The organism is Streptomyces sp. NPDC021100 (genome assembly GCF_044333095.1).
Taxonomy (GTDB): Bacteria; Actinomycetota; Actinomycetes; order Streptomycetales; family Streptomycetaceae; genus Streptomyces.
Map to the genome: position 1 here is coordinate 91,997 of NZ_JBIRQH010000002.1, position 26,758 is coordinate 118,754.

At 75.8% G+C, this 26,758-nt stretch carries 5 protein-coding genes; all 5 read right to left on the reverse strand.

The features are described from left to right. Window positions 1-128 precede the first annotated feature (128 nt). The 5 genes from ACH4PU_RS04090 to ACH4PU_RS04110 all read right to left on the reverse strand — a co-directional run bounded on the left by ACH4PU_RS04090 (window position 129) and on the right by ACH4PU_RS04110 (window position 26,734). Window positions 129-1,838 carry an ABC transporter ATP-binding protein gene (locus ACH4PU_RS04090; RefSeq protein ID WP_398265617.1) on the reverse strand — a complete coding sequence of 570 codons (1,710 nt, stop codon included), beginning with the start codon at window positions 1,836-1,838 and terminating at the stop codon, window positions 129-131. Beyond that, entirely contained in the window at window positions 1,831-3,873 is a 2,043-nt protein-coding gene (locus tag ACH4PU_RS04095) for an ATP-binding cassette domain-containing protein (RefSeq protein WP_398265620.1), read from the reverse strand. Before ACH4PU_RS04095 ends, ACH4PU_RS04090 begins: the two co-directional genes overlap by 8 nt. Before the next feature lie 93 nt (window positions 3,874-3,966). Further along, complete coding sequence (locus ACH4PU_RS04100) at window positions 3,967-4,176, reverse strand: MbtH family protein (RefSeq protein ID WP_004945011.1); 210 nt, start codon at window positions 4,174-4,176, stop codon at window positions 3,967-3,969. Between the two features lie 62 nt (window positions 4,177-4,238). Continuing rightward, window positions 4,239-13,967, reverse strand: coding sequence for an amino acid adenylation domain-containing protein (locus ACH4PU_RS04105; protein ID WP_398265624.1), 9,729 nt, complete (start codon window positions 13,965-13,967; stop codon window positions 4,239-4,241). Continuing rightward, entirely contained in the window at window positions 13,964-26,734 is a 12,771-nt protein-coding gene (locus tag ACH4PU_RS04110) for an amino acid adenylation domain-containing protein (protein WP_398265627.1), read from the reverse strand. Before ACH4PU_RS04110 ends, ACH4PU_RS04105 begins: the two co-directional genes overlap by 4 nt. Between the last annotated feature and the right edge of the window lie 24 nt (window positions 26,735-26,758).

Genomic DNA, 26,758 nt, shown 5'->3' on the forward strand with positions numbered 1-26,758 from the left:
GGCGTGCGGCGGGGCCGGTGCCGGTACCACCGCGGCCCCCGGCGCGGGGTACGCGCCGGGGGCCGACGGGGATCGGCTCGTCGGTCGGGCCAACCTCCCCGACCGAGGTTAGGCTACCCTAACCCAGATCACGAGGTCTGCGCCATCCGCCCGGCCACCCGGCCCTGTTCGAGCCGGATCACCCGCGGCAGCCGCGCGATCGTGGCCGGCCGGTGGGCGATGACGATGAGGGTGCGGTCCTCGCTCATGCCGTCCAGGGCGTGCTCCAGCCGGGCCGCCGTCACCGGGTCGATGTCGGCGGTGGCCTCGTCGAGGACGAGCACCGCGGGGTCGGCGAGCGCCGCCCGCAGCAGTCCGACGATCTGCCGCTCCCCCGCCGACAGCCGCTCGCCGCGGACGCCCACCTCGGCGTCCAGCCCGCCCAGGTCGCGCAGCCAGTCCTCCAGGCCCAGCTCGCGGACGGCCCGTTCCATGGCAGCCCGGTCCGGGGCGCTGTGCACCAGCTCCAGGTTGCGGGCGACCGAGCCCGTCACCATGCGGACCTCCTGCGGCACCAGGACGACGCGGCACCGCAGTTCGGCCTCGGACAGCTCCCGCAGGTCCGTCCCGGCGAACCGGACGGCCCCGCCGTCGGGGGCGTAGAGCCCGCAGAGCAGCTTGGACAGGGTGGTCTTGCCGGAGCCCGTCTCGCCGACGACACCGACGCGGTCACCGGCCGGGAACACCAGGGACACGTCGCTCAGCACCCGGGTGCCGTCCTGGTACCCGTACTCCACGCCGTCGCAGCGCAGTTCGCCGCGGAGCGGCAGGTCCGCCGGGCCGGCGGCGGCGGGCACCGCGGGCTTGACGCGCTCGGTGGCGGCGAGCAGGTCGAGCAGCCGGGCCAGCCCGGTGCGCGCGGTCTGCACGTGCCCGACGAGCTGCGACAGGTCGGAGAAGGAGTCGAAGAGGTTGCGGCTGGCGAGGACGAAGGTGACGACCGTGCCGATGGTGATGTCACCGTGCGACGCCTGCCAGCCGCCGAAGAGGAGCAGCGCGACGAGCGCGACGCCCTCGATGAGGCTCACCAGGTCGATGCGGTTCTCCACCCGCACCGCCCGGCGGGCGGCACTCACCGCCACGGCGTTCTCCCGCCCGAACCGGCGCATCCAGCCCGGCAGTCCGCCGGCGGTCTGCAGCGCCTCGCGGACGGAGAGGGTCTCGCTGAACGTGGCCGCCACGGTGGCCTCGGCCGTCGCCTTCCCGCCGAACGCGGCGGACGCGTCCCGTTGGAACCAGCGCATCGCCAGCAGCGCCGGCGGGACGAACACGACGAGCTGCACCAAGGCGAGCTGCCAGGAGTAGAAAAACAGCACGCCCAGCGTGAAGACCAGGGTGGCCGTGGCGGACACCAGGTTCCGCAGGTGCATCCGGACGAACGCGGCCAGCGCGGCCACCTCGCCGGTGGTGCGGCGCAGCAGTTCGCCGGTGCGGTGCGACTCCAGGAACCGCAGCGGCGCGGACGCCAGGTTGGCGACGGACCGCTCGCGCAGGCCGCGGACGACGTTCTCGCCGGCCTTGGCGAGCAGCAGTTCGCCGGACCGGGCGAGGCCGAGCTGGACGACGGCGAGGGCGACCAGCGCCCCGGCGGCGACCAGCAGCCCGGTGCGGTCGCCGGCCTTCAGCGCGTCGGTGGCGCGGCCGACCAGCGGGGCGACGGCGACGAGCGCGGCGGAGTCGGCGAGGCCCACCGCGACGGCGGTGATCAGGGCACGCCGGTGCGGACGGAGGTGGGGGGCGGCCCGGCGCAGGATGTGGCGCTCGTCGGGCCGGTCGTCGAGGAGTACGGGCTCAGCCACGGTCGGCCTCCGAAAGCGCGGCGGACAGGGCGGGCCCGGCGGCCTCACCCGGGGTGGTGGTGTCGCGGTCGGGGAGGGTGACGACGCGGTCGGCGGCCTCCAGGACGGCCGTCCGGTGGGTCGCGAAGAGGACCGTGCGCCCCTCGGCCCAATCGCGCAGCCGCTTGAGGACCAGGGCCTCGGTGGTGGTGTCGAGGGCGGAGGTGCAGTCGTCCAGCACCAGCACCTCGGGGTCGCCGAGCAGGCCCCGGGCGAGGGCCAGGCGCTGGATCTGGCCGCCGGACAGGGCGGTTCCGCTCTCGCCGAGCGGGGTGTCGTAGCCGTCGGGCATGGCGGCGATCTGGTCGTGGACACAGGCCGTCTCGCAGGCGGCCCGCAGGGCCTCGTCGGAGAGGTCGCGGCCGAGCCGCAGGTTCTCGGCGACGGTCCCGGACAGCAGCAGCGGCCGCTGGGCGACATAGCCGATCCGGCGGCGGACGTCGTCGAGCGCGGCGTCGCGCAGGTCGGTGCCGCCGTAGCGGACGGTGCCGGTGGCCGGGTCGTCCAGCCGGGCGGGCAGCCGCAGCAGGGTGCTCTTGCCGGAGCCGGTGGCGCCCTGGACGGCCACGAACTCGCCGCGCCGCACGGCCAGGTCGAGCGGGGCGAGGACGGTGACGCCGTCGCGGACCGCGCTGACGCCGGTCAGCTCCAGGTCCCCGCCGGGGGTGAGGGCGACCGGCTCGGCCGGGTCGGTGACGGTGGAGGTGAGGGACAGCGCCTCGTCGATCCGGGCGGCGGCGACGTCGGCCTGGCCGCGTTCGAGGAGCCGCGTGACGAGGACGCGGGTGGCCAGGGTGACGGTGGCCATCCACGAGGTGAAGGCGACCAGCCCGCCGATGGTCAGCCGGCCGTCGAGGACGGCGAGACCGCCGACGCCCACGCCGACGGCGACGGCCAGCCGGGGCACGAAGGGCGCCACGGCGGCCCAGTTCGCCTCGATGCGCGCGGCCTTGACGGTCTTGTCGGTGACCTCGGCGCTGGCGGTGTCGTGCCGGTCGAGCAGCGGCCGGTGGCCGCCGGTGCCGCGCAGCCCGGTGCCGACCTGGAGCAGGTCGGCGACGGCCTCGGCGCGTTCGCCGTGGGCGGCGGACAGCGCGTCGCTGGCTGCGCCGAAACGGCGCGGGAAGTACAGGTTGACCCAGGTGAGGAAGGGCAGCATGCCCAGCGTCACCAGCAGCAGGACGGGGTCGAGCGCGGCCAGCCCGGGCAGCACGACGACGAAGGTGGTGGCGAGCACCACCCACACGGCGAGGCCGTGCACCCACTCGCGGACCATGTCCGTGTCCCGGGTGGCGCGCATGGCCAGGTCGCCGTGGCCACGCTCGGCGAGGGCGGCCCGGTCGAGCCCGGCCAGCCGGCCGAGCAGCCGCGACCGCAGGTCGGCACCGACCCGGGCGTCGGTGACGCTCGCCCAGTACTGCCAGCCGTAGAGCCCGGCGAACTGCACACAGGCGGCGAGCGCGGTGGCGCCGGACCACAGCAGCAGGGCGTTGTCGTCCTCGCCCGTGATGCCGTCGTCCAGGGCCCGCTGGACGCACCACGGGACGGCGAGCAGCGCGACCTGGCGGAGGCAGGCGGAGACCATCCCGGCGAACAGCGTGGCCCGGTGCGGGCGCAGCGAGCCGCGCAGCAGGCGGCGGGCGCGGCGGCGGCGCTCGGCGGGGAGACTGTTCGGGTCGTCGTCCTCGGGATCGCCGGCGCGGGCCGCTTCGGAGGGTTCGACCGGCTCGGAGGCGCCGGACGCAGCAGAGGATTCGACCGGTGCGGAGACGTCGGACGTCACGGACGTGCCGGCCGGCCCGGCGGTGTCCGCGGCCGTCCCGGAGGTGCCGGCCGCTTCTTCACCGGCCGCTTCATCGCCGGCCACAGGGCCGGTGGCAAGCGCCCGTTCGTCGGTGGGGGCCCGGTCCTTCGCGGGCTCGGCGGCCGGCCGGTCGCCCGGTGGCCGGTCGGCGTGGCCGGGGCGCTGCTCCGGCTGGGCGGGGTGGGTGCTCACGACGTCAGGTATCCGATCCGAGGGGTGGTTCGACCGCGCGGTCCGGCCGGGACGACCGGTCCGGACCGCGCGGGGCGGGGGCGGGGGTCCGGGTCAGGACCGCGCGGCGAGACTGGCCGGGCGCATGTCGGTCCAGTTCGCGTCCACGTACTCGGTGCAGCCCTGGAGGCTGTCCTCGCCGTGGACGACGGTCCAGCCGGCGGGGACCTCCGCGAACACCGGCCACAGCGAGTGCTGGTTCTCGGCGTTGACGAGGACGTAGTAGCGGGCGTCGTTGTCCTCGAAGGGGTTGGTGGCGCTCATCTGCGGTGCTCCTTTGGTGAGGTGGAGGGGATCCGTGTCGATTGTTGGTGATCTTGGGTGGTTCAGGAAAGGGCCGCGGTGGCCTCGGGGGCTCCCTCGTCCGGCCGGGCGGTGAGGAAGGCCGCGAGCTCGGCGACGGTGGGCCGGGCCAGCAGGTCGCCGACGGTCACGCCGGTGCCGAACGCGTCGCGGACGCCGTGCAGCAGGGCCATCAGCAGCAGCGAGTGGCCGCCGAGGTCGAAGAAGCCGTCGTCGACGCCGACGTCGGGCAGGCCGAGCACCTCGGCGAAGACGTTACACAGCGTCTTCTCCACGGCGTCGCGCGGGGCCCGGCCGGTGGAGCCGACGGCCGTGTCGGCTGCGGTGGGCGCGGGGAGGGCCTTGCGGTCGAGCTTGCCGTTGACGGTCAGCGGCAGCGCGTCGAGGACGACGAACGCCGACGGCACCATGTACTCCGGCAGCCGCGCGGCCAGCGACCGGCGGAGCTCCGCGACGTCTACCGCACCGGCGGCCGGGACGAGGTAGGCGGCCAGGCGCTTGACGCCGGGGGTGTCCTCGCGGACGACGACGGCGGCTTGGGCGACGGCGGGGTGCCCGGTCAGGGCGTCCTCGATCTCGCCGGGTTCGACGCGGTAGCCGCGGATCTTGACCTGGTCGTCAACGCGGCCGAGGAAGTCCAGCAGCCCGTCCTGCCGCCACCGCACCACATCACCCGTGCGGTACATCCGCGCACCCGGCTCCCCGAACGGATCCGCCACAAAACGGCCGGCGGTCAGCCCGGGACGGCCGAGGTAGCCCCGGGCGAGTCCGACGCCGGAGACGTAGAGCTCGCCGGGGACGCCGACGGGCACGGGCCGGAGGTGGGCGTCGAGGACGTGGGCGCGGGTGTTCCAGATCGGGCGCCCGACGGTGGCGGTGTCGCTGTCCAGCGTGCCGCCGCCGAGGGTGTTGATCGTGTACTCAGTCGGACCGTAGAGGTTGTAGCCGATGAGACCGGGAGTCTCCTTGAGGCGCGTCCAGAGCGACTCGGGCACGGCCTCGCCGCCCAGCAGAACGAGGACGGGCCGGTGCCGGCTGTCGTCCAACAGTCCGCATTCCACGAGGGCTTGGGCATAGGAGGGCGTCACGTTGATGACGTCGACCTCGTGCTCGGCGCAGTAGGCGGCCAGCCCCTCCGCGTCCCGCCGCAGCGACTCGTCCAGGACGTGCACCTCATGCCCCTCGACCAGCCACAGCAGCTCCTCCCACGACATGTCGAAGGAGAACGACACCGTGTGCGCGATCCGCAACCGCCGCCCGCCCGCAGCCGAGACCACCGGCTCGAAAATCGCCTCACGGTGATTGAGCTGCATGTTCGTCAGACCACGGTACGGCGTCACCACACCCTTCGGCCGACCCGTCGAACCCGACGTGAAGATGACGTACGCGGCCGCGTCCAGATCGACGTCCGCGTCCACCGGACCAGCCGGGAAGTCGGCCAACTCCTCGACGACGCGCGGGTCGTCGAGCTCGACGACCGGAACGCCGTGCACGTCCGGCATCCGGTGCCGGGCGGTGGAGTCGGTCAGCAGGACGACGGGACGGGTCTCTGTGACCATGTAGGCGAGCCGGTCCACCGGGTAGTCGAGCTCCAGCGGCAGGTACGCCGCCCCGGTGCGCAGCACCGCGAACAGCGCCGCGACCATCTCCAGCGACCGCGGCAGCCCCAGCGCCACCACCCGCTCCGGCCCGGCGCCCCGGGCCGTCAGCAGCCGTGCCAGGCGGTCGACCTCGGCGTCCAGTTCGGCGAAGGTCCACACCCGCTCGCCGGCCACCAGCGCGACCTCGTCCGGGACGGTCGCGGCACGCTCGGCCAGCAGCTCCGCCACCGACTTCTCGGGCAGCTCGCGGTCGGTCGCCGCCCACTCCCCCAGCACCAGGCCGCGCTCACGCCCGGTCAGCACGTCCAGGGTGCCGACACGGCGGTGCGGGTCCTCGGCGATCTGGGCGAGGAGGGAGAGGAGACGTTCGACGAGGGCCTCGGCGGTGGCGCGGTCATAGAGGTCGACCGCGTATTCGAAGGCGATGTCGATCTCCTCGGCGGTGGGCGTCTCCTCGAAGTTGAAGTCGAGTTCGAACTTGGCGGCGCCGAGCTCGAAGGGCAGGATGCGGCTCTCCAGGCCCAGGAGCCGGCCGGCGCGGCCGTCGTTGTTCTGGTAGCCGAGCATCACCTGGAACAGCGGGTGCCGGCCGGCCGCGCGCGGCGGGTTGAGCGCCTCGACGAGGCTGTCGAACGGCAGGTCCTGGTGGGCGAAGGCGGCCAGGTCGTTCTCCCGTACGCGGCCGAGGAGTTCGGTGAACGTCGGGTCGCCGGACAGGTCGTTCCGCAGCACCAGGGTGTTGACGAAGAAGCCGACGAGTCCGTCGAGCGCCGCGTCCGAGCGGCCCGCGACGGGCGCGCCGAGCGGGATGTCGTCCCCGGCCCCGAGCCGGTGGAGGAGCGTGGCGACGGCGGCCTGGAGCACCATGAACGTGGTGGTGCCGGTGGCCGTCGCGGCGTCGCGGAGGCCGCGGTAGACGGCCGGCGGCACCTGGGCGCGCACGGTGTCGCCGCGGTGTCCGGTGTCCCGGCCGCGCGCCCGGTCGCGGGGCAGGGCGAGTTCGTCGGGCAGGCCGTCCAGGGCCTGCCGCCAGTAGGCGGTCTGCCGGTGGTGGGCGCTCCGCTCGTCGGCCGGGTCGCCCAGCAGCTCGCGCTGCCAGAGCGTGTAGTCGGCGTACTGCACGGGCAGCGGCTCCCAGCCGGGGACCGTGCCCGCCGCGCGGGCGGTGTACGCGGCGGTGAGGTCGTCGATGAACGGCAGCATCGACCACTCGTCGCCGGCGATGTGGTGGAAGAGGAGGACGAGGACGTGGTCCTCGGGCGCCACCTCCAACACCATGACGCGCAGCGGCAGTTCCCGCGCGAGGTCGAAGGCGTGGCGGACGGCCGCCTCGACGTCCGCCGCCAGCGCCTCCTCCGTCGTCGCGGCGGTGTGCAGCGCGTCGGCGGGGTCAGGCGCGTCGAGGATCCGCTGGACGGGCCGGCCCTCGTACTCGCCGACGATCGTGCGGAGGCTCTCGTGGCGCCGGGTCACGTCGGCGACGGCGTGCCGCAGCGCGTCCTCGTCGAGCGCGCCGGTCACGCGGACGACAAGCGGGACGTTGTACGTGGCGCCCACGTCGTCGAGGTTCTGGAGGTACCACATGCGCCGCTGGGCGTGCGAGAGCGGCAGCTCGGCCGGGCGGTCGCGGCGCGTCAGGGCGGGACGGCGGTCGGCGCCCGGGGTGGTGCGCTCGGCGAGCGCGGCCGGGGTCGGGGCCTCGAAGAGGTCGCGGACGGCGAGGTCGGTGCCGAGTTCGGTGCGGACGCGGCTGACGAGGCGGGTGGCCAGCAGGGAGTGCCCGCCGAGGTCGAGGAAGTGGTCGTCGGGGCCGACGGCCTGGACACCCAGTACCTCGCCGAAGAGGGCGCAGAGGAGTTCCTCGCGCTCGTCGCGGGGGGCGCGGCCGGTGCCGTCGCCGCCGAGGTCCGGAGCGGGGAGGGCCTTGCGGTCGAGCTTGCCGTTGACGGTCAGCGGCAGCGCGTCGAGGACGACGAACGCCGACGGGACCATGTACTCCGGCAGCCGCGCGGCCAGCGACCGGCGCAGGCCCGCGACGTCCACCGTGCCGGCCGGGACCAGGTAGGCGGCCAGACGCTTGACGCCGGGGGTGTCCTCGCGGACGACGACGGCGGCCTGCGCGACGGCGGCGTCGGCGGTCAGCGCGTCCTCGATCTCGCCCGGTTCGACCCGGTATCCCCGGATCTTGACCTGGTCGTCAACACGGCCGAGGAAGTCCAGCAGCCCGTCCTGCCGCCACCGCACCACATCACCCGTGCGGTACATCCGCGCACCCGGCTCCCCGAACGGATCCGCCACAAAACGGCCCGCCGTCAGACCCGGACGGTCGAGGTAGCCGCGCGCCAGGCCGACGCCCGACACGTACAGCTCGCCCGGCACACCGACCGGGACCGGCCGCAGCCAGGCGTCGAGGACGTGGGCGCGGGTGTTCCAGATCGGGCGCCCGACGGTGGCGGTGTCGCTGTCCAGCGTGCCGCCGCCGAGGGTGTTGATCGTGTACTCAGTCGGACCGTAGAGGTTGTAGCCGATGAGACCGGGAGTCTCCTTGAGGCGCGTCCAGAGCGACTCGGGCACGGCCTCGCCGCCCAGCAGAACGAGGACGGGCCGGTGCCGGCTGTCGTCCAACAGTCCGCATTCCACGAGGGCTTGGGCATAGGAGGGCGTCACGTTGATGACGTCGACCTCGTGCCCGGCGCAGTAGGCGGCCAGCCCCTCCGCGTCCCGCCGCAGCGACTCGTCCAGGACATGCACCTCATGCCCCTCGACCAGCCACAACAGCTCCTCCCACGACATGTCGAAGGAGAACGACACCGTGTGCGCGATCCGCAACCGCCGCCCGCCCGCGGCCAAGACCACCGGCTCGAAAATCGCCTCACGGTGATTGAGCTGCATGTTCGTCAGACCACGGTACGGCGTCACCACACCCTTCGGCCGACCCGTCGAACCCGACGTGAAGATGACATACGCCGCCGCGTCCAGATCGACGTCCGCGTCCACGAACTCACCCGAGAGCGCGTCGAGTTCGGATACCACGGCCGGGTCGTCCAGCTCGACTACCGGAACGCCGTGCACGTCCGGCATCCGCTCGCGGACGGTGGAGTCGGTGACCAGGACGACGGGACGGGTCTCGGCGACCATGTAGGCGAGGCGGTCGGCCGGGTAGTCGAGTTCGAGCGGCAGGTAGGCGGCACCGGCTCGCAGGACGGCGAACAGGGCGGCCACCATGTCGAGCGACCGGGGCAGCCCGAGGGCGACCACGCGGTCGGGGCCGGCACCCCGGGCGAGGAACAGCCGCGCGAGGCGGTTGACGCGGGCGTCGAGTTCGGCGTGGGTCCAGACGCGGTCCCCGGCGACGAGGGCGACCGCGTCCGGGACGGCGGCGGCGCGCTCGGCCAGCAGGTCGGCCACCGACCGCTCCGGGAGCTCCCGGTCCGTCGCCGCCCACTCCCCCAGCACGAGACCGCGTTCCCGTTCGGTCAGCACGTCCAGTTCGCGGACGGGCACGTCGGGTCCGGCGGTGATGCGGTCGAGCAGGGTGACGAGCCGCCCGGCGTGCTCCTCGACCGTGGTGTGGTGGAAGGCGTCGGGGCGGAACTTCCAGTCGAAGGTCAGCCGCTCGCCGGGGTTGGCGGTGAAGATGAGCGGGAAGTGCGTGGCATCGACGTCCGTGACGCCCTCGACGCCCAGGGCCTCGCCGACGCGGTCGCGCTCGTCCTGGTCGACGGGGGTGTTGCGGAGCACCTGGAGGGTGTCGAAGAGGCGGCCGAGGCCGGTGGTGCGCTGGATGGCGCCCAGGCTCAGCTGGTGGTGCGGCAGGAGCGCCGCCTGCTCGCGCTGGAGGCGGGTGAGAAGGCCGGCCGCCGTCTCGTCACGGTCGAGGCGGACGCGGACGGGGACGGTGTTGAGGAACATGCCGACGGTCCGCTCGATGCCCGGCAGGTCGGCGGGGCGGCCGGAGACGGTCGTCCCGAAGACCACGTCCTGCCGGCCAGTGAGCCCGGCGAGGAGCAGGCCCCAGGCGCCGGAGAGCACGGTGTTGAGGGTCAGGCCGTGGGCCTGCGCCCAGCCGGTGACGCGGGCGCTCAATTCGGCGGTGAGCTCGGTGGTGTGCTCCTCGGGGAGCAGCGAGGCGCGCTCGCGGGCGTGCGGGGCGACGAGCGTCGGTTCCTCGACGCCGGCCAGGGCCATGCGCCATACCTCCTCGCCGGCGGCGGTGTCCTGGGCGTGCAGCCAGGCGAGGAAGTCCCGGTACGGGAGCGGCTCTTCGCCGTCGGGGGCCGCGAGGGACCCGGTGGTGACGAGGGCGTGGCAGTGGGCCAGCAGCTCCTGGAGGAACAGTCCGGACGACCAGCCGTCCCACAGCAGCGTGTGGTTGGTGACGAGGACGTGCTGCCGGCCGTCGGGGGTGAGGACGGAGACCAGGCGCAGCAGCGGCGGGTTCGTGAGGTCGAAGCGGGTGCGGGCCTCCGCGTCGCGGAGCCGGGCGAGTTCGGCGTCGGCGGCCTCCGGCGCGAGGCCGCGCAGGTCGGTCTCGGTGACGGGCACGTCCACGGCGTCCGGGACGAACTGGACGGGCTCGTCGAGTCCGTCGTGGAGGAAGCCGGCGCGCAGGTTGGGGTGGCGGTCGAGGACGGCGGTGACGGCGGCGCGCAGCGCGTCGAGGGGGACGGGACGGCGGAGGGTGACGACGTCGCGGGAGGTGTAGACGTCGAGCGCGTCCTCGTCGTACAGGGCCTCGAAGAGGAGACCGCGCTGGAGCGGGGAGAGCGGCCAGATCCCGGCCCCCGCGGGCGCGGCAGCAAGGGCCTCATCGCTTGGCCGGGGCAGCTCGGCGACTTCCGACGGGGTGCCATCAGCGGCCTCCCCGCGTGCCCGCTCGGCGAGTCCGGCCGGCGTACGGCCCTCGAAGACGTCGCGGGGGCTGAGGGCGAGGCCCTCGGCGCGGGCGGCGCCGACGAGGCGGATGGAGGTGATGCTGTCGCCGCCGAGGCGGAAGAAGTCGTCGTGGACGCCGGCCCGGGGGAGGTCGAGGACCTCGGCGAAGACGCGGCAGAGCAGGGCCTCGGTGGCGTCGGCGGGTTCGCGGTCGTCGGTGTGCCCGGCGTAGTCGAGGGCGTCGTCGGCCGGCAGCGCGGTCCGGTCGATCTTGCCGTTGACGTTCAGCGGGAGCGCGTCGAGGACGGCGAACGCCGACGGGACCATGTACTCGGGCAGCCGCGCCGCGCAGGCGGCCCGCAGCTCCCCGGTGTCCGGGGTGGCACCGGGAGCCGGGACGACGTAGGCGACGACGCGCTTGACGCCGGACGCCGTCGTCCGGACGAGGACGGCGGCGTGGCCGACCGCCGGCTGGTCCGCGAGGACGGCCTCGATCTCGCCGAGTTCGATGCGGTAGCCGCGGATCTTGACCTGGTCGTCGGTGCGGCCGAGGAAGTCCAGGCCGCCGTCCGGGCGGCGGCGGACGAGGTCGCCGGTGCGGTACATGCGGCTGCCGGCCGGGCCGTAGGGGTCGGCGACGAAGCGGGACGCGGTGGTGGCCGGGCGGCGGAGGTAGCCGCGGGCGAGCTGGGCGCCGGCGAGGTAGAGCTCGCCGGGGACGCCGACGGGTACGGGCCGCAGCCAGGCGTCGAGGACGTGGGCGCGGGTGTTGCGCAGCGGCCGGCCGACGGTCGGGGTGGGGCTGTCGGCGAGGTCGGCCGCGAGGGCGTCGACGGTGAACTCGGTGGGCCCGTAGTAGTTGACGCAGGTCAGGCCGGGTGCGCGGTGCAGCCGTGCCCACAGCGCCTCGGGCACGGCCTCGCCGCCGAGCAGCAGGACGGCCGGCCGGTGCGGGGCGTCGGAGTCCAGGAGCCCGCTGTCGAGGAGCTGCTGGGCGTACGTGGGAGTGACGTCGAGGGTGTCGACGCGCTGTTCCCGGGCGTACGCGACGACGGCCTCGGCGTCGCGGCGCTCGTGCTCGCCGAGGACGTGCAGCTCATGGCCGCCGATCAGCCAGATGAGCTGTTCCCAGGAGGAGTCGAACGAGAACGAGGCGGTGTGCAGGGCGCACAGCCGGTCGCGGCCGGTGGCGCGGACGGCGTCGGCGAAGACGGTGTCGAGGTGGTCGTGGGCGAGCGCGGTGAGGCCGCGGTGCTCGATGACGACGCCCTTGGGACGGCCGGTGGAACCGGAGGTGTGGATGACGTACGCGGGGTGGCCGGGGGCGACGGGCCCGCCGCGCTCGGCGTCGGTGAGCGGTCCCGCGGGCAGCGCGTCGAGGGCCACGCGGACCTCGGGGTCGTCGAGGAGGACGACTGCCGTGCCGGGGCTGTCGGGCAGTCGGTCGGCGACCTCGCGGGTGGCGAGCAGGAGGGCGGGCCGGGCGTCGTCCAGGAGCAGGGCGAGGCGCTCGTCGGGGTGGTCGAGGTCCAGCGGCAGATAGGCGCCGCCGGCCTTGAGGACGGCGAGGATCGCGGTGACGGAGGCGGTGGTGCGGGGCAGGGCGAGGGCGGCGACGCGCTCGGCGCCGAGGCCCCGGGCGCGGAGCAGCCGGGCGAGCCGGTCGGAGCGCTCGTCGAGTGCGGCGAAGGAGAGCCGCTCGGTGCCGCCGTCGAGGGCCGGTCCCGCGAGGGCGATGGCGTCGGGCGTGCGGGTGGCCTGCGCCGTGAACAGGTCGGTGACGGTGCCCGCCGGGACGGGGTGCTCGCCGCCGTCGGCGGCGGCCGTCAGCTCCTCGCCCTCGCCGGGCAGCAAGGTGTCGAGGCGGGCGAGCGGGGTGTCGGGCTGCTCGGCGAAGAGGGTGAGCAGGCGCAGGAAGCGGTCGGTGACGCGGCGGGCCGCCGCGTCGTCGAACAGGTCGGGCCGGTAGCCGAGTTCGAGGCGCAGGGTGGTGCCGGGCAGCACGGACATCGTCAGCGGGTAGTGGGTGGCGTCGCGGGCTCCGAGGCCGGTGACGCGCAGTCCGCTCGCGGCGGCGGCCGCGCCGAGGGTGTCGGAGACGTCGTCGCTGCCGCTGTAGTTCTCGACGACCAGCAGGGTGTCGAACAGCGGCCCGTCGACGGCGGTGAGCCGCTGGATGCCGCCGAGGCCGAGGTGCTGGTGGTCCATGAGCGCGGCCTGGTCGGCCTGGACGGCGGCGGCCGTGCTCGCGAGGGTGGCGTCGGGGGCGAGCCGGACGCGGACCGGCAGGGTGTTGATGAACAGGCCGACCATGGTGTCGGCGCCGGGCAGGTCGGCCGGGCGGCCGGAGACGGTGGTGCCGCTGACGACGTCGTCGGTGCCGGTGAGGGAGCCGACGAGGACGCCCCAGAGGGTATGGGCGACGTTGCCGAGGGTCAGGCCGCGGGCGCGGGCCACGGAGGTGACGGCGGCGGTGAGTTCGGGGCCGGCCTCGGTCTCGACGGTGCCGGGTTCGACGGCCGCGCCGAGCGCGGCGCCGGGGGCCACCGGGTGGGGCTCGGTGAACCCGTCGAGGGCGGCGGCCCAGGCCCGGCGGGCGGCCTCGGTGTCGCGGGTGGCGAGCAGTTCGAGGTGGTCGCGGTAGGGGCGGACGGGCGGCAGGGCGGCGAGGTCGCCGCGCGCGCCGACGAGGGTGAGCAGCTCCCGGACCAGGATCGGCATGGACCAGCCGTCGAGGAGGAGGTGGTGGCAGGTGATGACCAGGCGGGCGCGCGCCTCGCCCAGGCGCAGCAGGGTGAGCCGCAGCAACGGCGGCTCGGCGAGGTCGAAGCGGTGGTTCCAGTCCTCGGCCATGGCCGCGCGGACCGCGTCCTCCCGGGACCCCGGGTCGGCGGCGAGCGCGGTGAGGTCGCGTTCGCGCACGGGGGTGTCGACGTGCCGGGGGACGAACTGGACGGGCTCCTCGCCGTCGTCGTACCAGAAGCCGGCGCGCAGGTTGGCGTGGCGGCGCAGCAGGGCGTCGGCGGCGGCCGCCAGGTCGGAGGTCTCCAGCGGGCCTTCGAGGTCGAGGTGGGACTGGACGACGTAGACGTCGCGGGCGTCCTCGTCGTAGACGGCGTGGAAGAGGAGGCCCTCCTGGAGGGAGGACAGGGGGTAGACGTCCTCCAGCGCGGACCTCGCTGCGGAGTCGGCCTGGGTCGGTGCGGTGGCGTCGTTCATGGTGGGGTTCTCGGTCCAGGAGGGAGTGGGGGCGGTGGGCTGCTGGTCGGGGTTCATCGGCGCCTGCGCAGGCGGGCTTCGAGGCGGTCGATGCGCTTCTGGTCGAGGCTGACCAGGCGGACGTCGGACGGGGTGATGCCGCCGGCGTGCGGGTCGGCGGTGTGCCGGGCGAGGGCGTCCAGCGCGGCGAAGAGGCGGTCGGCGAGGCCGGCCACCTGCTCGTCGGTGAACAGGGCCTGCGGCCAGCTCCATTCGATGGCCAGTTCCGGCCGGCCGTCGGCGCCGGTGGTGACGACGGCGTCGAGCTCCAGCGGGTACGGCACCGGCATGGCCGGGTCGGGCGCGGCGCCCTCGGCGACGGCGGCCCGCTCCGCGTCGGGGGCGAAGGGCCAGCGGCCGTCGCGCGGTCCGCCCTGGTGGTCGGTGCGCCCCCGGTAGTTGAAGAGGAGCTGGGAGGCGGGGAGCGCGGCGAGCAGGGGGGCGGTCTGCGCGTTGAGGTGGCGCAGCAGGCCGTGGCCGAGTCCCCGGTCGGGGGCCGCCCGCAGCTGCTCCTTGACCCGTTTGAGGGCGTCGCCGGCCGCCGGACCGCCGGCCAGGGCGGCGGGCACGTCGAGCGTGGAGACGTCCAGGCGGACGGGGTGGACGGTGGTGAACCAGCCCACCGTGCGCGACAGGTCGGGGGTGAGCCCGGCGGTGTCGCTGCCGCCCCGGCCGTGGCCTTCCAGGTCGATCTGGAGGGCGCCGGTGTACGCGGCGGGCAGGGCCGGGTTCGCGGCCCGGCGCCAGTCGGCGGCGGCGAGCGCGAGGCCGGCCAGCAGGACGTCGTCGACACCGGCGGAGAACGCCTGCGGCACGGCGGTCAGCAGGGGCGCGGTGCGGTCGGCGGGCAGGGTGCGGCGCAGGGTCCGCAGGGTGGCGGTGGTGTCGCGGCGCGGGTCGACGGGCGTGCGGGACAGCGGTGCCTGCGGCCCGGCGAGCGCGGTGCGCCAGTGGGCGGCCTCGGCGGTGCGGGCCCGGGTGTGGGCGTGCTCCAGCAACTGTGCCGTCCAGGCGCGCAGTCCGGTCGCCTCGGGCTCGAGGGCGGGGGTACGGCCTGCGGCACGGGCGGCGTACGCCTCGGCGAGCTCGGGGAGCAGGACCCGCCACGAGACGCCGTCGACGGACAGGTGGTGGACGGTCAGCAGCAGCCGGCCGTCGGCGTCCGGCCCGGCGTCGCCGTGGACGGCGCGCAGGACGGTGCCGGTGGCGGGGTCGAGCGCGGCGGCGGAGGCGTCGGCCTCCTTGACGAGCAGGTCCCGCAGGGCATCGGCGTCCAGCCCGGTGAGGTCGGCCTGCCGCAGGGTGGCCGGGTCCGTGACGGCGGGGGCCGTGTCGGCGGGCAGGATCTCCTGCGCCCACAGCCCGTCGGTGCGGTCCAGGCGCAGGCGCAGGGCCGGGTGGTTGCGGGCGAGGTCGGCGAGGGCCGCGCGCAGCGGCTCGGGGCGGAGTCCGGCCGGGACGGTGAGCAGCACCGACTGGTTGAACCGGTCGACGGGCCCGCCGTGTTCGCGCAGCCAGTGGACGACGGGCAGCAGGGGCAGTTCACCGTCCTCGGCCACGGGCGCGGCGACGGGCTCTTCCGTGGGTGCCGTGCCGCCCGCGGCCGCCAGGGCGGCCGGGGTCGGGTGCTGGAAGACGTCCTTGGCGGCGACGGCGAAGCCGGCCTTGCGGGCGGCGCCGACGAGCTGGATGGAGACGATGCTGTCCCCGCCGAGAGCGAAGAAGTTCTCGTCCTCACCGACCTCGGGCAGGCCCAGGACCTGCGCGAAGACGGCTGCCATGGCGGCGGCCGGGGTGGCGTTCCCGGTAGGGGCCGGGCGGGGTGCGCGGCCGGGCTCGGGCAGGGCCTTGCGGTCCAGCTTGCCGTTGACGCTCAGCGGCAGCGCGCCCAGCAGGGCGACGACGGCGGGGACCATGTGGTCGGGGAGCCGTGCGGCGAGGGCGTCGCGCAGGTCCTGCGGGTCGGGTGTGACGCCGGGGGCCGGGACGGCGTAGCCGACGAGCTGCCGGGCGCCGCCGGGAGCGAGCGGCCGGGCGACGACGGCGGCCTGGGCGACGGAGGGCAGGCCGGCCAACGCCGCCTCGATTTCGCCGAGTTCGATGCGGAACCCGCGGATCTTGACCTGGTCGTCGGTGCGGCCGAGGTACTCGACGGAACCGTCGGCGCGGCGCCGGACGAGGTCGCCGGTGCGGTACATGCGGCTGCCGGCGGGCCCGTACGGGTCGGCGACGAAGCGGGACGCGGTGAGCCCGGGGCGGTTGAGGTAGCCGCGGGCCAGCTGGACGCCGGCGAGGTAGAGCTCGCCGGGGACGCCCACAGGGGCCGGGCGCAGCGCCGCGTCGAGCACGTGCAGGCGGGTGTTCCACACCGGCCGGCCGATGGGGACGACGCCCGCGCCGGGCTCGGCCCGGTGGTGGGTGACGTCGACGGCGGCCTCGGTCGGCCCGTACAGGTTGTGCAGCTCGATGTGCGGCCACAGCGCGGCGAACCGGTCCACGGCGGCGGCGGGCAGCGCCTCGCCGGAGCAGAAGACGCGGCGGACGCCGCGCAGCCCGGCGCGGATCGCCTCGTCCTGCTCGGCCGCCGCGGTGAAGGCGGTGAGCATGGAGGGGACGAAGTGAGCGGTGGTGACGCCGGTCTCGGCGGCGAGAGCGGCCAGGTAGTCCGGTTCGCGGTGGCCGCCGGGCCGGGCGAGGACCACGGCCGCGCCGCTCACCAGCGGCAGGAAGAACTCCCAGACGGAGACGTCGAAGCTCGCCGGGGTCTTCTGGAGGATCCGGTCCGCGGGCCGGATGCCGTACGCCTCCCGCATCCAGTCGAGGCGGTTGACGATGGCCTCGTGGGTCACCACGACGCCCTTGGGACGGCCGGTGGAGCCGGAGGTGTAGATGACGTACGCGGCGTGGTGCGGCGCGGCTCCGGCCGGGACGGCGATGCCCGGGCCGGGCTCGTCCACCACGACGACGGGCGTCCCGTCGAGGCGCGGCAACCGGTCGCGGACGGCGCCGACGGTCACCACGGCCACCGGCGCGGCGTCGGCCACCATGTCCGTGAGGCGTTCGGCCGGGTGGTCGAGGTCCAGCGGCAGGTAGGCGGCGCCGGCCTTCAGGACGCCCAGCAGGGCGACCATCAGCTCGGCCGAGCGCGGCACGGCGACGGCCACGATCCGGTCGGGCCCGGCACCGAGGGCGGCCAGCCGCCCGGCCAACTCGCCTGCTTGATTATCGAGTTGACGGTACGTCAGCTTCTCGTCGGCATACCGGACGGCGACCGCGTCGGGCGTCGCGGCCAGCCGCTCGGCGAAGCGGGTGACGAGGGTGCCCGTGGGCACCGGGTGGTCGGTGGCGTTCCACTCCCCCGCCAGCGCCCCGCGCTCGCGCGGGCTGGTGACGTCGACGCGGTCCAGGGGCCGGCCGGGGGCGGCGAGGGCCTGCTCCAGGACGTGCAGGAGCCGCTCGGCGAGGAGTTCGGCGGTGGCGTGGTCGTACAGGTCGGCCGCGTGGATGACGGTGAGGTCGGTGTGGGCGCCGTCGGCGGACTCCACGAAGGTGAACGCGAGGTCGAAGCGGGCCGCGTGCAGCGGGTCGGGGAGCAGCATGGTCCGGGCGCCGAACAGGGCGTCCAGGCCGGCGGCCTCCTTGCGGTGCTGCACCATCACCTGGAACAGCGGGTGCCGGCCCAGCGACCGCTCGGGGCTGACGATGTCCACCAGCCGGTCGAAGGGCAGGTCCTGGTGGGCGAGCGCGCCCAGCACGGTCTCCCGGGCCCGCTCGACGAGCCGGTCGAAGGTGAGGGCGGCGCCCTCGGGGGCGGTCAAGTCGTGCCGCAGGACGAGGGTGTTGACGAAGAAGCCGACGACGTTCTCGACGGCCTCGTCCGCACGGCCGGCGACGGGCGTGCCCAGGGCGACGTCGGTGCTCCCGGCGAGGGTGCCGAGCAGCAGGGCGCCGGCCGCCTGGGTGACCATGAACGGGGTGACGCCGGTGCGGTGGGCGTAGTCGCGCAGCGCCCGGTGCAGGGCGTCGGGCAGCCGCAGCCGGACGGCGCCGCCGCGGCCGCTCGGCTCGGCCGGGCGGGGGCGGTCGGTGGGCAGCGTCAGCTCGTCGGGGAGGCCGGCGAGCCGCTCGGTCCAGTAGGCGGTCAGGCGCTCGTCGGCGGGCAGGTCGCGCTGCCACAGGGCGTGGTCGGCGAACTGCAGCGGGAGCGGCTGCCAGGCGGGTGCGGCGCCCTGGAGGCGGGCGGCGTAGGCGGCGTCGAGGTCGCGCAGGAGCACGCCCTCGGACCACTCGTCGCCGACGATGTGGTGCAGGGCCACGCACAGGACGTGCGTCTCCGGGCCGGCCGTGAGCAGCGTGGCGTGCACCGGGGGCCTGGCGGCCAGGTCGAAGGCGCGGGCGCCGGCCTCGGCGACGGCCTCGTCCAGCCGCTCGGGGACGACCTGCCGCACCTCGAACGGAATCCGGGCCTCCTCCGGCGTCAGCACGCGCTGGTACGGGCGGCCGTCGGTGTCCGGGAAGGCGGTGCGCAGCGCCTCGTGACGGGCGACGACGTCGGCGAACGCGACGCGCAGGGCGTCGGCGTCGAGCGGTCCGTCGATCCGCAGCGAGCAGGGGATGGTGTAGGCGGTGCTGGGGCCCTGGAGCTGCTGGAGGAACCAGAGGCGGGCCTGCGCGGGCGACAGCGGCACCTCGGCCGGGCGCGCGCCGGCGGTGGGGCCGGGGCGGTCCGTGCCCGCGCCGTCCAGCCGGCGGGCGAGGGCGGCGGGGGTGCGGGCGTCGAACAGGTCGCGGATGGTGACGGGCGCTCCGAGGGCCGTACGGACGCGGCCGACGAGCCGGGTGGCGAGCAGCGAGTGGCCGCCGAGGGCGAAGAAGTCGTCGTCGGGGCCGACGGCGGGCAGGCCGAGGACGTCGGCGAACGCGCCGCAGACCAGGGCCTCGCGCTCGTCGCGCGGCGCCCGGCCGCCGCCCGCCGTGCCGGCGAACGCGTCGGCGTCGGGCTCGGGCAGGGCACGCCGGTCGAGCTTGCCGTTGACGTTCAGCGGCAGCGCGTCCAGGAGGACGATCGCGGACGGGACCATGTACTCGGGCAGTCGCTCGGCGAGGGCGTCACGCAGCTCGCGCGGGTCGGCGGAGACGCCGGGCGCGGGGACGGCGTAGCCGACGAGGCGCTTGACGCCGCCGGCCGCGCCGCGCGCCAGCACGGCGGCCCGGGCCACGGCCGGCAGGGCGGCGAGCGCGGCCTCGACCTCGCCGGTCTCGACGCGGAAGCCGCGGATCTTCACCTGGTCGTCGTCGCGGCCGAGGTAGTCGAGGGTGCCGTCGGCGCGCCACCGGACGACGTCACCGGTGCGGTACATGCGGGTGCCGACGGGGCCGTACGGGTCGGCGACGAAGCGGGACGCGGTGAGGGCGGGCCGGTTGCCGTAGCCGCGGGCGAGGCCGGGCCCGGCGATGTACAGCTCGCCGGGGACGCCGGCGGCCACGGGCCGCAGCCGGGAATCGAGCACGTACACGCGGGTGTTGGCGATGGGCCGGCCGACGGACGGCGCGGGGCTGCCGTCGAGGGCGGCGCCGAGGGTGTCGACGGTGTACTCGGTGGGGCCGTAGAAGTTGTGGCCGATGACGCCTTCGGTGTCCCGGATCCGGGTCCACAGGGCGTCGTCTACGGCTTCCCCGCCGAGCAGGAACAGCACCGGCCGGTGGCCCTCCCCGTCCAGCAGGCCCCACTCGACGAGCTGGCGGCCGAAGGACGGGGTGACGTCGAGGGTGTCGATCCGGTCGGCGCGCAGCCGGGCCGCGAGGGCCTGCGGGTCGCGGCGCGACTCCTCGGTGTAGACGTGCAGTTCGTGGCCGCAGACCAGCCAGAGGAGCTGTTCCCAGGAGGAGTCGAAGGAGAACGAGGCGGTGTGCGCGGCGCGCAGCCGGCGCCCGCCGGCGGCCTCCACGGCACGGGCGAAGACGGTGGAGCGGTGGTGGTCGAGCATGTTGACCAGGCCGCGGTGCGGCACCTGGACGCCCTTGGGGCGGCCGGTGGAGCCGGAGGTGTGGATGACGTACGCCAGGTCGTCGAGGGCGGGCCGGCGCGGGGTGACGTCCGGGTCGCCGTCGTCGCGCACGTCCTCCAGGAGGACGGCGGTACGGCCGTCGAGGGGCAGCCGGTCCGCGACCTGACGGGCCGTCAGAACGGCGAGCGGCGCCGCGTCGTCGAGCATCAGCGCCACGCGGTCGGCCGGGTGGTCGAGGTCCACCGGCAGGTAGGCGGCGCCCGCCTTGAGGGTGCCGAACAGGGCGGCGACCAGGTCGGCGGAGCGGGGCAGGGCGAGGGCCACGACGGTGTCCGGGCCGGCGCCGAGGGCGGCGAGGCGGCGGGCGACGGCGTCGGCGCGGGCGCTCAGGTCGGCGTAGGTCCATCGCTCGGTGCCGCAGACGACGGCGGTGGCGTCGGGCGTGGCGGCGGCCTGCGCGTCGAAGGCGTCGACGACCGTGCCGGCGGGGACGTTCCGCCCGGTGGCGTTCCAGGCGCGCAGCAGGGTGTCGCGCTCGGCCGGGGCGAGGACGTCGAGGGAGCCGACGGGCGCCTCCGGGCGGGCGGCCATGGCGTCGAGCAGGCGCAGCAGGCGTGCGCCCAGGTCGGCGGCGCGGGCGGCGGTGAAGGTGTCGGGCCGGTACTCGACGGTGATGCGCGGGGCGTCGCCGGGCAGGACGAGGACGGACAGCGGGTAGTGGGTGGCGCCGCGGTGGCCGATGCCCGTGACACGCAGGTGCCCGGGCCGGCCGGCGGGGTCGGGGGCGGTCAGTTCGTCGGCGTCGACGGGGTAGTTCTCGAAGACGAGGAGGGTGTCGAAGAGGGTGCCGAGCCCGGCCTGGGCCTGGATGTCGGCGAGGCCCGCGTACTGGTGGTCGAGCAGCCGCGACTGGTGGTCCTGGAGGCGGGCCAGGGCGGCGGCGACGGTCTCGTCCTCGTCCACCGTGAAGCGAACGGGGATGGTGTTGCTGAAGAGGCCGACGATGGACTCGACGCCGGGGATGTCGGCGGGCCGGCCGGAGACGGTGGCGCCGAAGACGACGTCGGTGCGGCCGGTGAGCCGGCCCAGCAGGACCGCCCAGGCGCCCTGGACCAGGGTGTTGAGGGTCAGGCCGTGCTCGCGGGCGAGCGCGGTGAGCGCGGCGACGGTCCCGGCGGGCAGCGGCAGGTCGACCTCGCCGGCCGTGGCGCCGGCGGCCGGGTCGCCGTCGGCGAGGGTGTCGGCGAGCAGCGTCGGGGCCGTCAGGCCGTCGAGCGCGGCGCGCCAGCCGGCGGTGTGGGCGGCGGCGTCCTGGCGGGCGAGCCAGGCGAGGTGGTCGGCGTAGGAGGCGGCGGGCGGGAGGGCGGAGGCGTCGCCGCCGGCCGCGTAGGCGGCGATGACCTCGCGCAGCAGGACGGGGGTGGACCAGCCGTCCATGACGAGGTGGTGGCGGGTCAGCACCAGCCGGTGGCGCTCGGGGCCGAGGCGCAGCAGGGCGCAGCGGAGCAGCGGCGGCCGGGCCGGGTCGAACGGGGTGGTGGCCTCGGCGGTCTCGACGGCCTCCACGGCGACGTCGACGGCATCGGCCGGAGCGTTCGTCAGGTCGTGGACGGTCCAGGGGACGACGACCCGTGCGGCGACGGTCTGCACCGGCCGGTCGGCGGCGGTGTGGTCGAAGGCGGCGCGCAGGGCGGGGTGACGGTTCGTCACCGCGTCGACGGCGCGGCGGAGCGCGGCCTCGTCGAGCGGGCCGGTCAGTTCCAGGCCGGTGAGGGAGGTGTAGAGGCCGTCGGCGCCGGTCTCGTAGAGGGCGTGGAAGAGGAGGCCGTCCTGGAGCGGGGAGAGCGGCCAGACGTCCTCGGTGCCGGGCCGGGCGTCGAGGACGCGGTCGAGGGCGGCCTGGCCGAGCCCGGCGAGCGGGACGTCGGAGGGCGTCGGCCGGGGCTCGCCGGCCCGGGCGGCCCAGGCGGTGAGCGCGTCCAGGGCGCGGAACCAGCGGTCGCCGAGGTCCCGGACGGCGTCCTCGGTCAGGACGCCCTCCGGCCAGGTCAGCACGGCGGTCAGCTCGGGCCCCTCGGCGCGGTCGTGGACGAACGCGCCGACCTCCAGGGCGTGCGCGGCGGGCAGCCCGGGATCGCAGGCCGCGGCGAAGGCGTCGCCGACGGGCGTCCAGGGCGCGTCGCCGGACGCGAACCTGCCGAGGTAGTTGAAGAGCAGCCGCGGCGCGGGCGCGGCGGCGAGTCCGGCACGCGCCTCGGGGTCGAGGTAGCGCAGCAGGCCGTACCCGGTGCCGTCGTCCGGCAGGGCGCGGAGCTGCTCCTTGACGAGGGCCAGGGCGCGCCCGGCGTCGGCGGGGTCGACGCCTTCGAGGTCCAGTCGCGCGGGGTATTCGCTGGTGAGCCAGCCGACGGTACGGGAGGTGTCGGCGCCGGGGACGAGGTGGTCCTGGCGGCCGTGCCCCTCCAGGCGCAGCAGCAGATCGGCGCGGGCCGCGGCACCCTGCCGCTCCCGCCGCCGGCCGAGCACGGCCAGGGCGAGCCCGGTGAGCAGCACATGGTCGACGCCGGCCCGGCGGGCGGCGGGCACGTCGGCGAGCAGCGGCGCGGTGCGGTCGGCGGGCAGGGTCAGCCGCAGGGTGCGACTGGTCGCGGCGGTGTCGCGGGCCGGATCGACGGCCCGCTCCCCGAAGAGCGACCCGGCGCCGGGCGCCAATACCTCGCGCCAGAGCGGCAGTTGGGCGCGGACGGCATCGGAGGTGGCGGCGGCGCGCAGCCCCTTCGCCCAGCGGCGCAGCGGGGTGCTCGCCGGTGCGAGGGCCTCGCCCTCGTATGCGGCGCGCAGGTCGGGCAGCAGGATGCGCCAGGAGACGCCGTCGACGGCGAGGTGGTGCACGGCCATCACGAGCCGGCCGGGCACGTCCGGGCCGAGGTCGCACCAGGTGGCGGCGAGGACGGTCCCGGCGGCGGGGTCGAGCCGGTCGACGGCGGCGGCGCGCTCGACGGCGGCGTCGAGGTCGTCTTCGTCGGCGATGTTCACGCGGTGGAGGGTGACGCCGGGGGTGGCGGAGACGGGGAGGATCTCGGTGGTCCAGGCGGCCGCGTCGGAGACGGCGGCACCGGCCCCGGCCCCCGTACCCACGAGCGCGTCCGGGCCACCTTGGCCGGCGGCCGGGTGGGCGACGCCGGCCGGCGGGTCACCGACCAGCCCGGGGATGTCGGCCTCGAGCGCGGCGGCCGCCGTCGCCTCCAGGCCACCGGAGCCGGCGGCACCGGCGGGCGCCGGGCCCACGGATGCGTCCGGGCCGCTGTGGCCGGGTTCCACCCCGGCCGCCCGCGCGCCGGCGCCCGGCACCGGTACCGCACGGCCGTCCTGTCGGCCCGCGACCGCGCCGTACCCGCCGGACTCGGTGCCGACGGCACCGCCGGGCATCAGCCGTATCCGCAGCGCATCATGATAGTGCGTCAGCTTTTCCAGCGCCGCCGTGAGCCGCTCCGGGTCCAGGCCCGCGGGGACGGTGATGACGGTCGTCTGGGCGAAGCGCCGTACCGGGCCGCCGCGTTCGCGGAGCCACTCGGCGATGGGGGTCGCGGGGAGAGGGCCGGTCGCGTCCTCGCGGCGGTCTTCGGCCGCGGCGTCGTCGCCGGGCAGGCGTTCCGCGACGGCCGCGACGGCGGCGATCGTCTTGCGTTCGAAGACGGTCCGGGGCGTGATGCCCCAGCCCGCCCGGCGGGCGCGGCTGCCGAGCTGGATGGCGGAGATGCTGTCGCCGCCGAGGGAGAAGAAGTTGTCGTCGGCGCCGACGGCGTCCAGGCCGAGGACGTCGGCGGCGACCTCGGCGAGCACCCGCTCGGCCTCGGTGCGCGGTGCGCGGGACGTGGGCGCGGCGGCGGGGGCCGGGTCGGGCAGGGCCTTGCGGTCGAGCTTGCCGTTGAGGCTGAGCGGCAGGGCGTCGAGGAGGACGACGGCCGGCGGGACCATGTGCTCGGGCAGCGTGGCGGCGAGCCCGGCCCGCAGGTCCTCGGGGTCGAGGGTCCGGCCGGCGGCGGGCACGGCGTAGCCGACGAGGCGGCGGGTGCCGCCGGGGGTGGCCGCGCGGGCGGTGACGGCGGCCGCGGCGACGCCGGGCAGCGCCTCCAACGCGGCCTCGATCTCGCCGAGTTCGATGCGGAAGCCGCGCACCTTGACCTGGTCGTCGGTGCGGCCGAGGTATTCGACGACGCCGTCGCCGTGCTCGTCGACGGCCCACCGGACGAGGTCGCCGGTGCGGTACATGCGCGTACCGTCCGGGCGGTACGGGTCGGCGACGAAGCGGGAGGCGGTCAGGCCGGGGCGGTCTAGGTAGCCGCGGGCGAGCTGGACGCCGGCGAGGTACAGCTCGCCGGGGACGCCGACCGGGACCGGGCGCAGCTCGGCGTCCAGCACGTACAGGCGGGTGTTCCACACCGGCCGGCCGATCGGGACGACGCCGGCGCCGGGCCGGGTGCGGTGGTACGTGACGTCGACGGCGGCCTCGGTGGGCCCGTACAGGTTGTGCAGCGGCACCTCGGGCAGCGCGTCGTACCAGCGCTCGACGACGTCGCCGGGGAGGGCCTCGCCGGAGCAGAAGGCGCGGCGCAGTCCGGCGCAGGAGCGGGCGGCGGACGGCTCCTCGAGGAAGGCGCGGAGCATGGAGGGCACGAAGTGCAGGGTGGTGACGTGCCGTTCGGCGATGAGCCGGGCCAGGTAGGCGGGGTCCTTGTGGCCCTCGGGGCGGGCGAGGACGACGGTGGCGCCCTCGCACAGCGCCCAGAAGAACTCCCAGACGGAGACGTCGAAGCTGGCGGGGGTCTTCTGGAGCACCCGGTCGTCGGCGCGCAGCCGGTAGGCGTGCTGCATCCAGGCGAGGCGGTTGACGATGGCGCGGTGGGTGACGACGACGCCCTTGGGGCGGCCGGTGGAGCCGGAGGTGTAGATGACGTACGCGGCGTCGTCGGGGCCGGGGCGGGTGGCGGGCGCGTCATCGCCGTCGGCGGGGTCGTCGAGCAGGAGGGCGTTCTCACGGACGGCGGCCGGGAGCCGGTCCAGGACCGCGCGGACGGTGACGACGCGGACCGGGCGGGCGTCCTCGGCCATGGCGGCGAGCCGGTCGGCCGGGTAGTCGGTGTCGAGCGGCAGGTAGGCGGCGCCGGACTTGAGGACGCCGAGCAGGGCGGTCATCAGCTCGGCGGAGCGCGGCACGGCGACGGCGACGACCGTGTCGGGTCCGGCCCCGGCGGCGGCGAGCCGGCGGGCCAGGGCCTCGGCGCGGGCGTCGAGTTCGCGGTAGCTGAGGAGGGTGTCCTCGAAGACGACGGCGGTGGCGTCGGGGGTGGCGGCGGTCCGTTCGGCGATGCGCTCGACGAGGGTGGTGGCGGCGAGGGGCCGCTCGGTGGCGTTCCAGGTGCGCAGGACCGCCTCCCGCTCGCCGTCGGCGAGGAGTTCGGCGCGGTCGAGGGTGAGGTCGGGGTCGGCGGCGAGCCGGGCCATGAGGTCGGCGCAGCGCTCGGCGTGGCCGGCGAGCGTCGCGGCGTCGTACAGGGCCGGGTTGGCGTCGAATTCGAGGTGCAGCAGGCCGTCGGGGCTCTTGGTGACCGCCACCGACAGGTCCTCGACCGGGCCGGAGGCGAGGTTGACGGTGTGCCCGGGGACGCCCGCGAAGTCGAGGTCGAGGTCGAAGGGCTTGATGTTGAGCATGGGACCGTACAGCCGCGCCTCGCCGCCGACGAGGCCCAGGTCGCGGCGGATGTCCTCGCCGCGGTAGTGCTGGTGGCGGCGGGCGTCCTTGAGTTCTCCCGCGGCGCGCCGGACCAGGTCGGGGAAGGTGTCGGTGCCGGCGACGGACAGCCGGACGGGCAGCACGTTGACGGCCATGCCGGGGACGCGGAGCGTGCCGGGGGCGCTGCGGGCCATGAAGTGCATGCCGAGGACGGCGTCGGGGGTGCCGGTCATCCGGTGCAGGTACGCGGCGACGCCGGCGGTGGCGGCCTCGGCCCAGGTGGCGCGGACGCCGTCGGCGCGGGCCAGGACGGCGGCGGAGCGCTCGGCGCCGAGGGTGACGCGGTGCCGGAGGAAGGTGGAGGACGCCTGGGCGGTCTGCTCGGTGAGGCCGGTGGCGGCCGGGCGGCCGGTGTGCCGGCCGGCCCAGTAGGCGCGGTCGGCGGCGGGCCGGTCGGAGGCGAGGTAGGCGCGGTCGGCCTCGACGAGCCGGGCGACGGGTTCGAACGGCGAGGCGGGGACCGGCCCGCCGTGCACGAGGGCGGTGTAGACGGCGGCGACGCGGCGGGTGAACAGGGCGACGCTGTAGCCGTCGACGACCAGGTGGTGGAAGTACTGGAACCACAGGTGGTGGTCGGGGGCGACGGTGACCAGCAGGGAGCCGGTGAGCGCCGGGGGCTCACCGTCGGCGGCGTCGAGGCGGGGCGGGCAGGAGAGCTGGGCGCGGACCAGTTCGACGGCGGCGTCGACCGGGGAGGCGGCGCCGGTGGTGTCCAGCCGGGGCAGGTGCCAGGCGGCGGCGTCGAAGGGGACGGGGACCTGTACGGTGCGGCCGTCGCGCTCGGCGAGCCGGATGTGCAGGCCGTCGGCCTCGGCGAGGGTGCGGCGGAGGGCTTCCTCCAGGGCTGGGACGTCCAGCGGGCCCTTGAGTTCCACGTACTGGCCGACGTTGTAGCCGGGGTTGTCCGGGTCGATCCGCTGCGCCGAGAGCACGCCCTCCTGGGCTCGCGTGAGCTCCAGGGTCCGTCCTGCGTCGCTGGTCACCTCTGGCATGGCGCCTTCCGGGTC

Coding starts and splice junctions, on each gene's coding strand:
- ACH4PU_RS04100 (WP_004945011.1), bottom strand. CDS start 4,176: ATGAGCGCCACCAACCCCTTCGAGGACAACGACGCCCGCTACTACGTC.
- ACH4PU_RS04105 (WP_398265624.1), bottom strand. CDS start 13,967: ATGAACCCCGACCAGCAGCCCACCGCCCCCACTCCCTCCTGGACCGAG.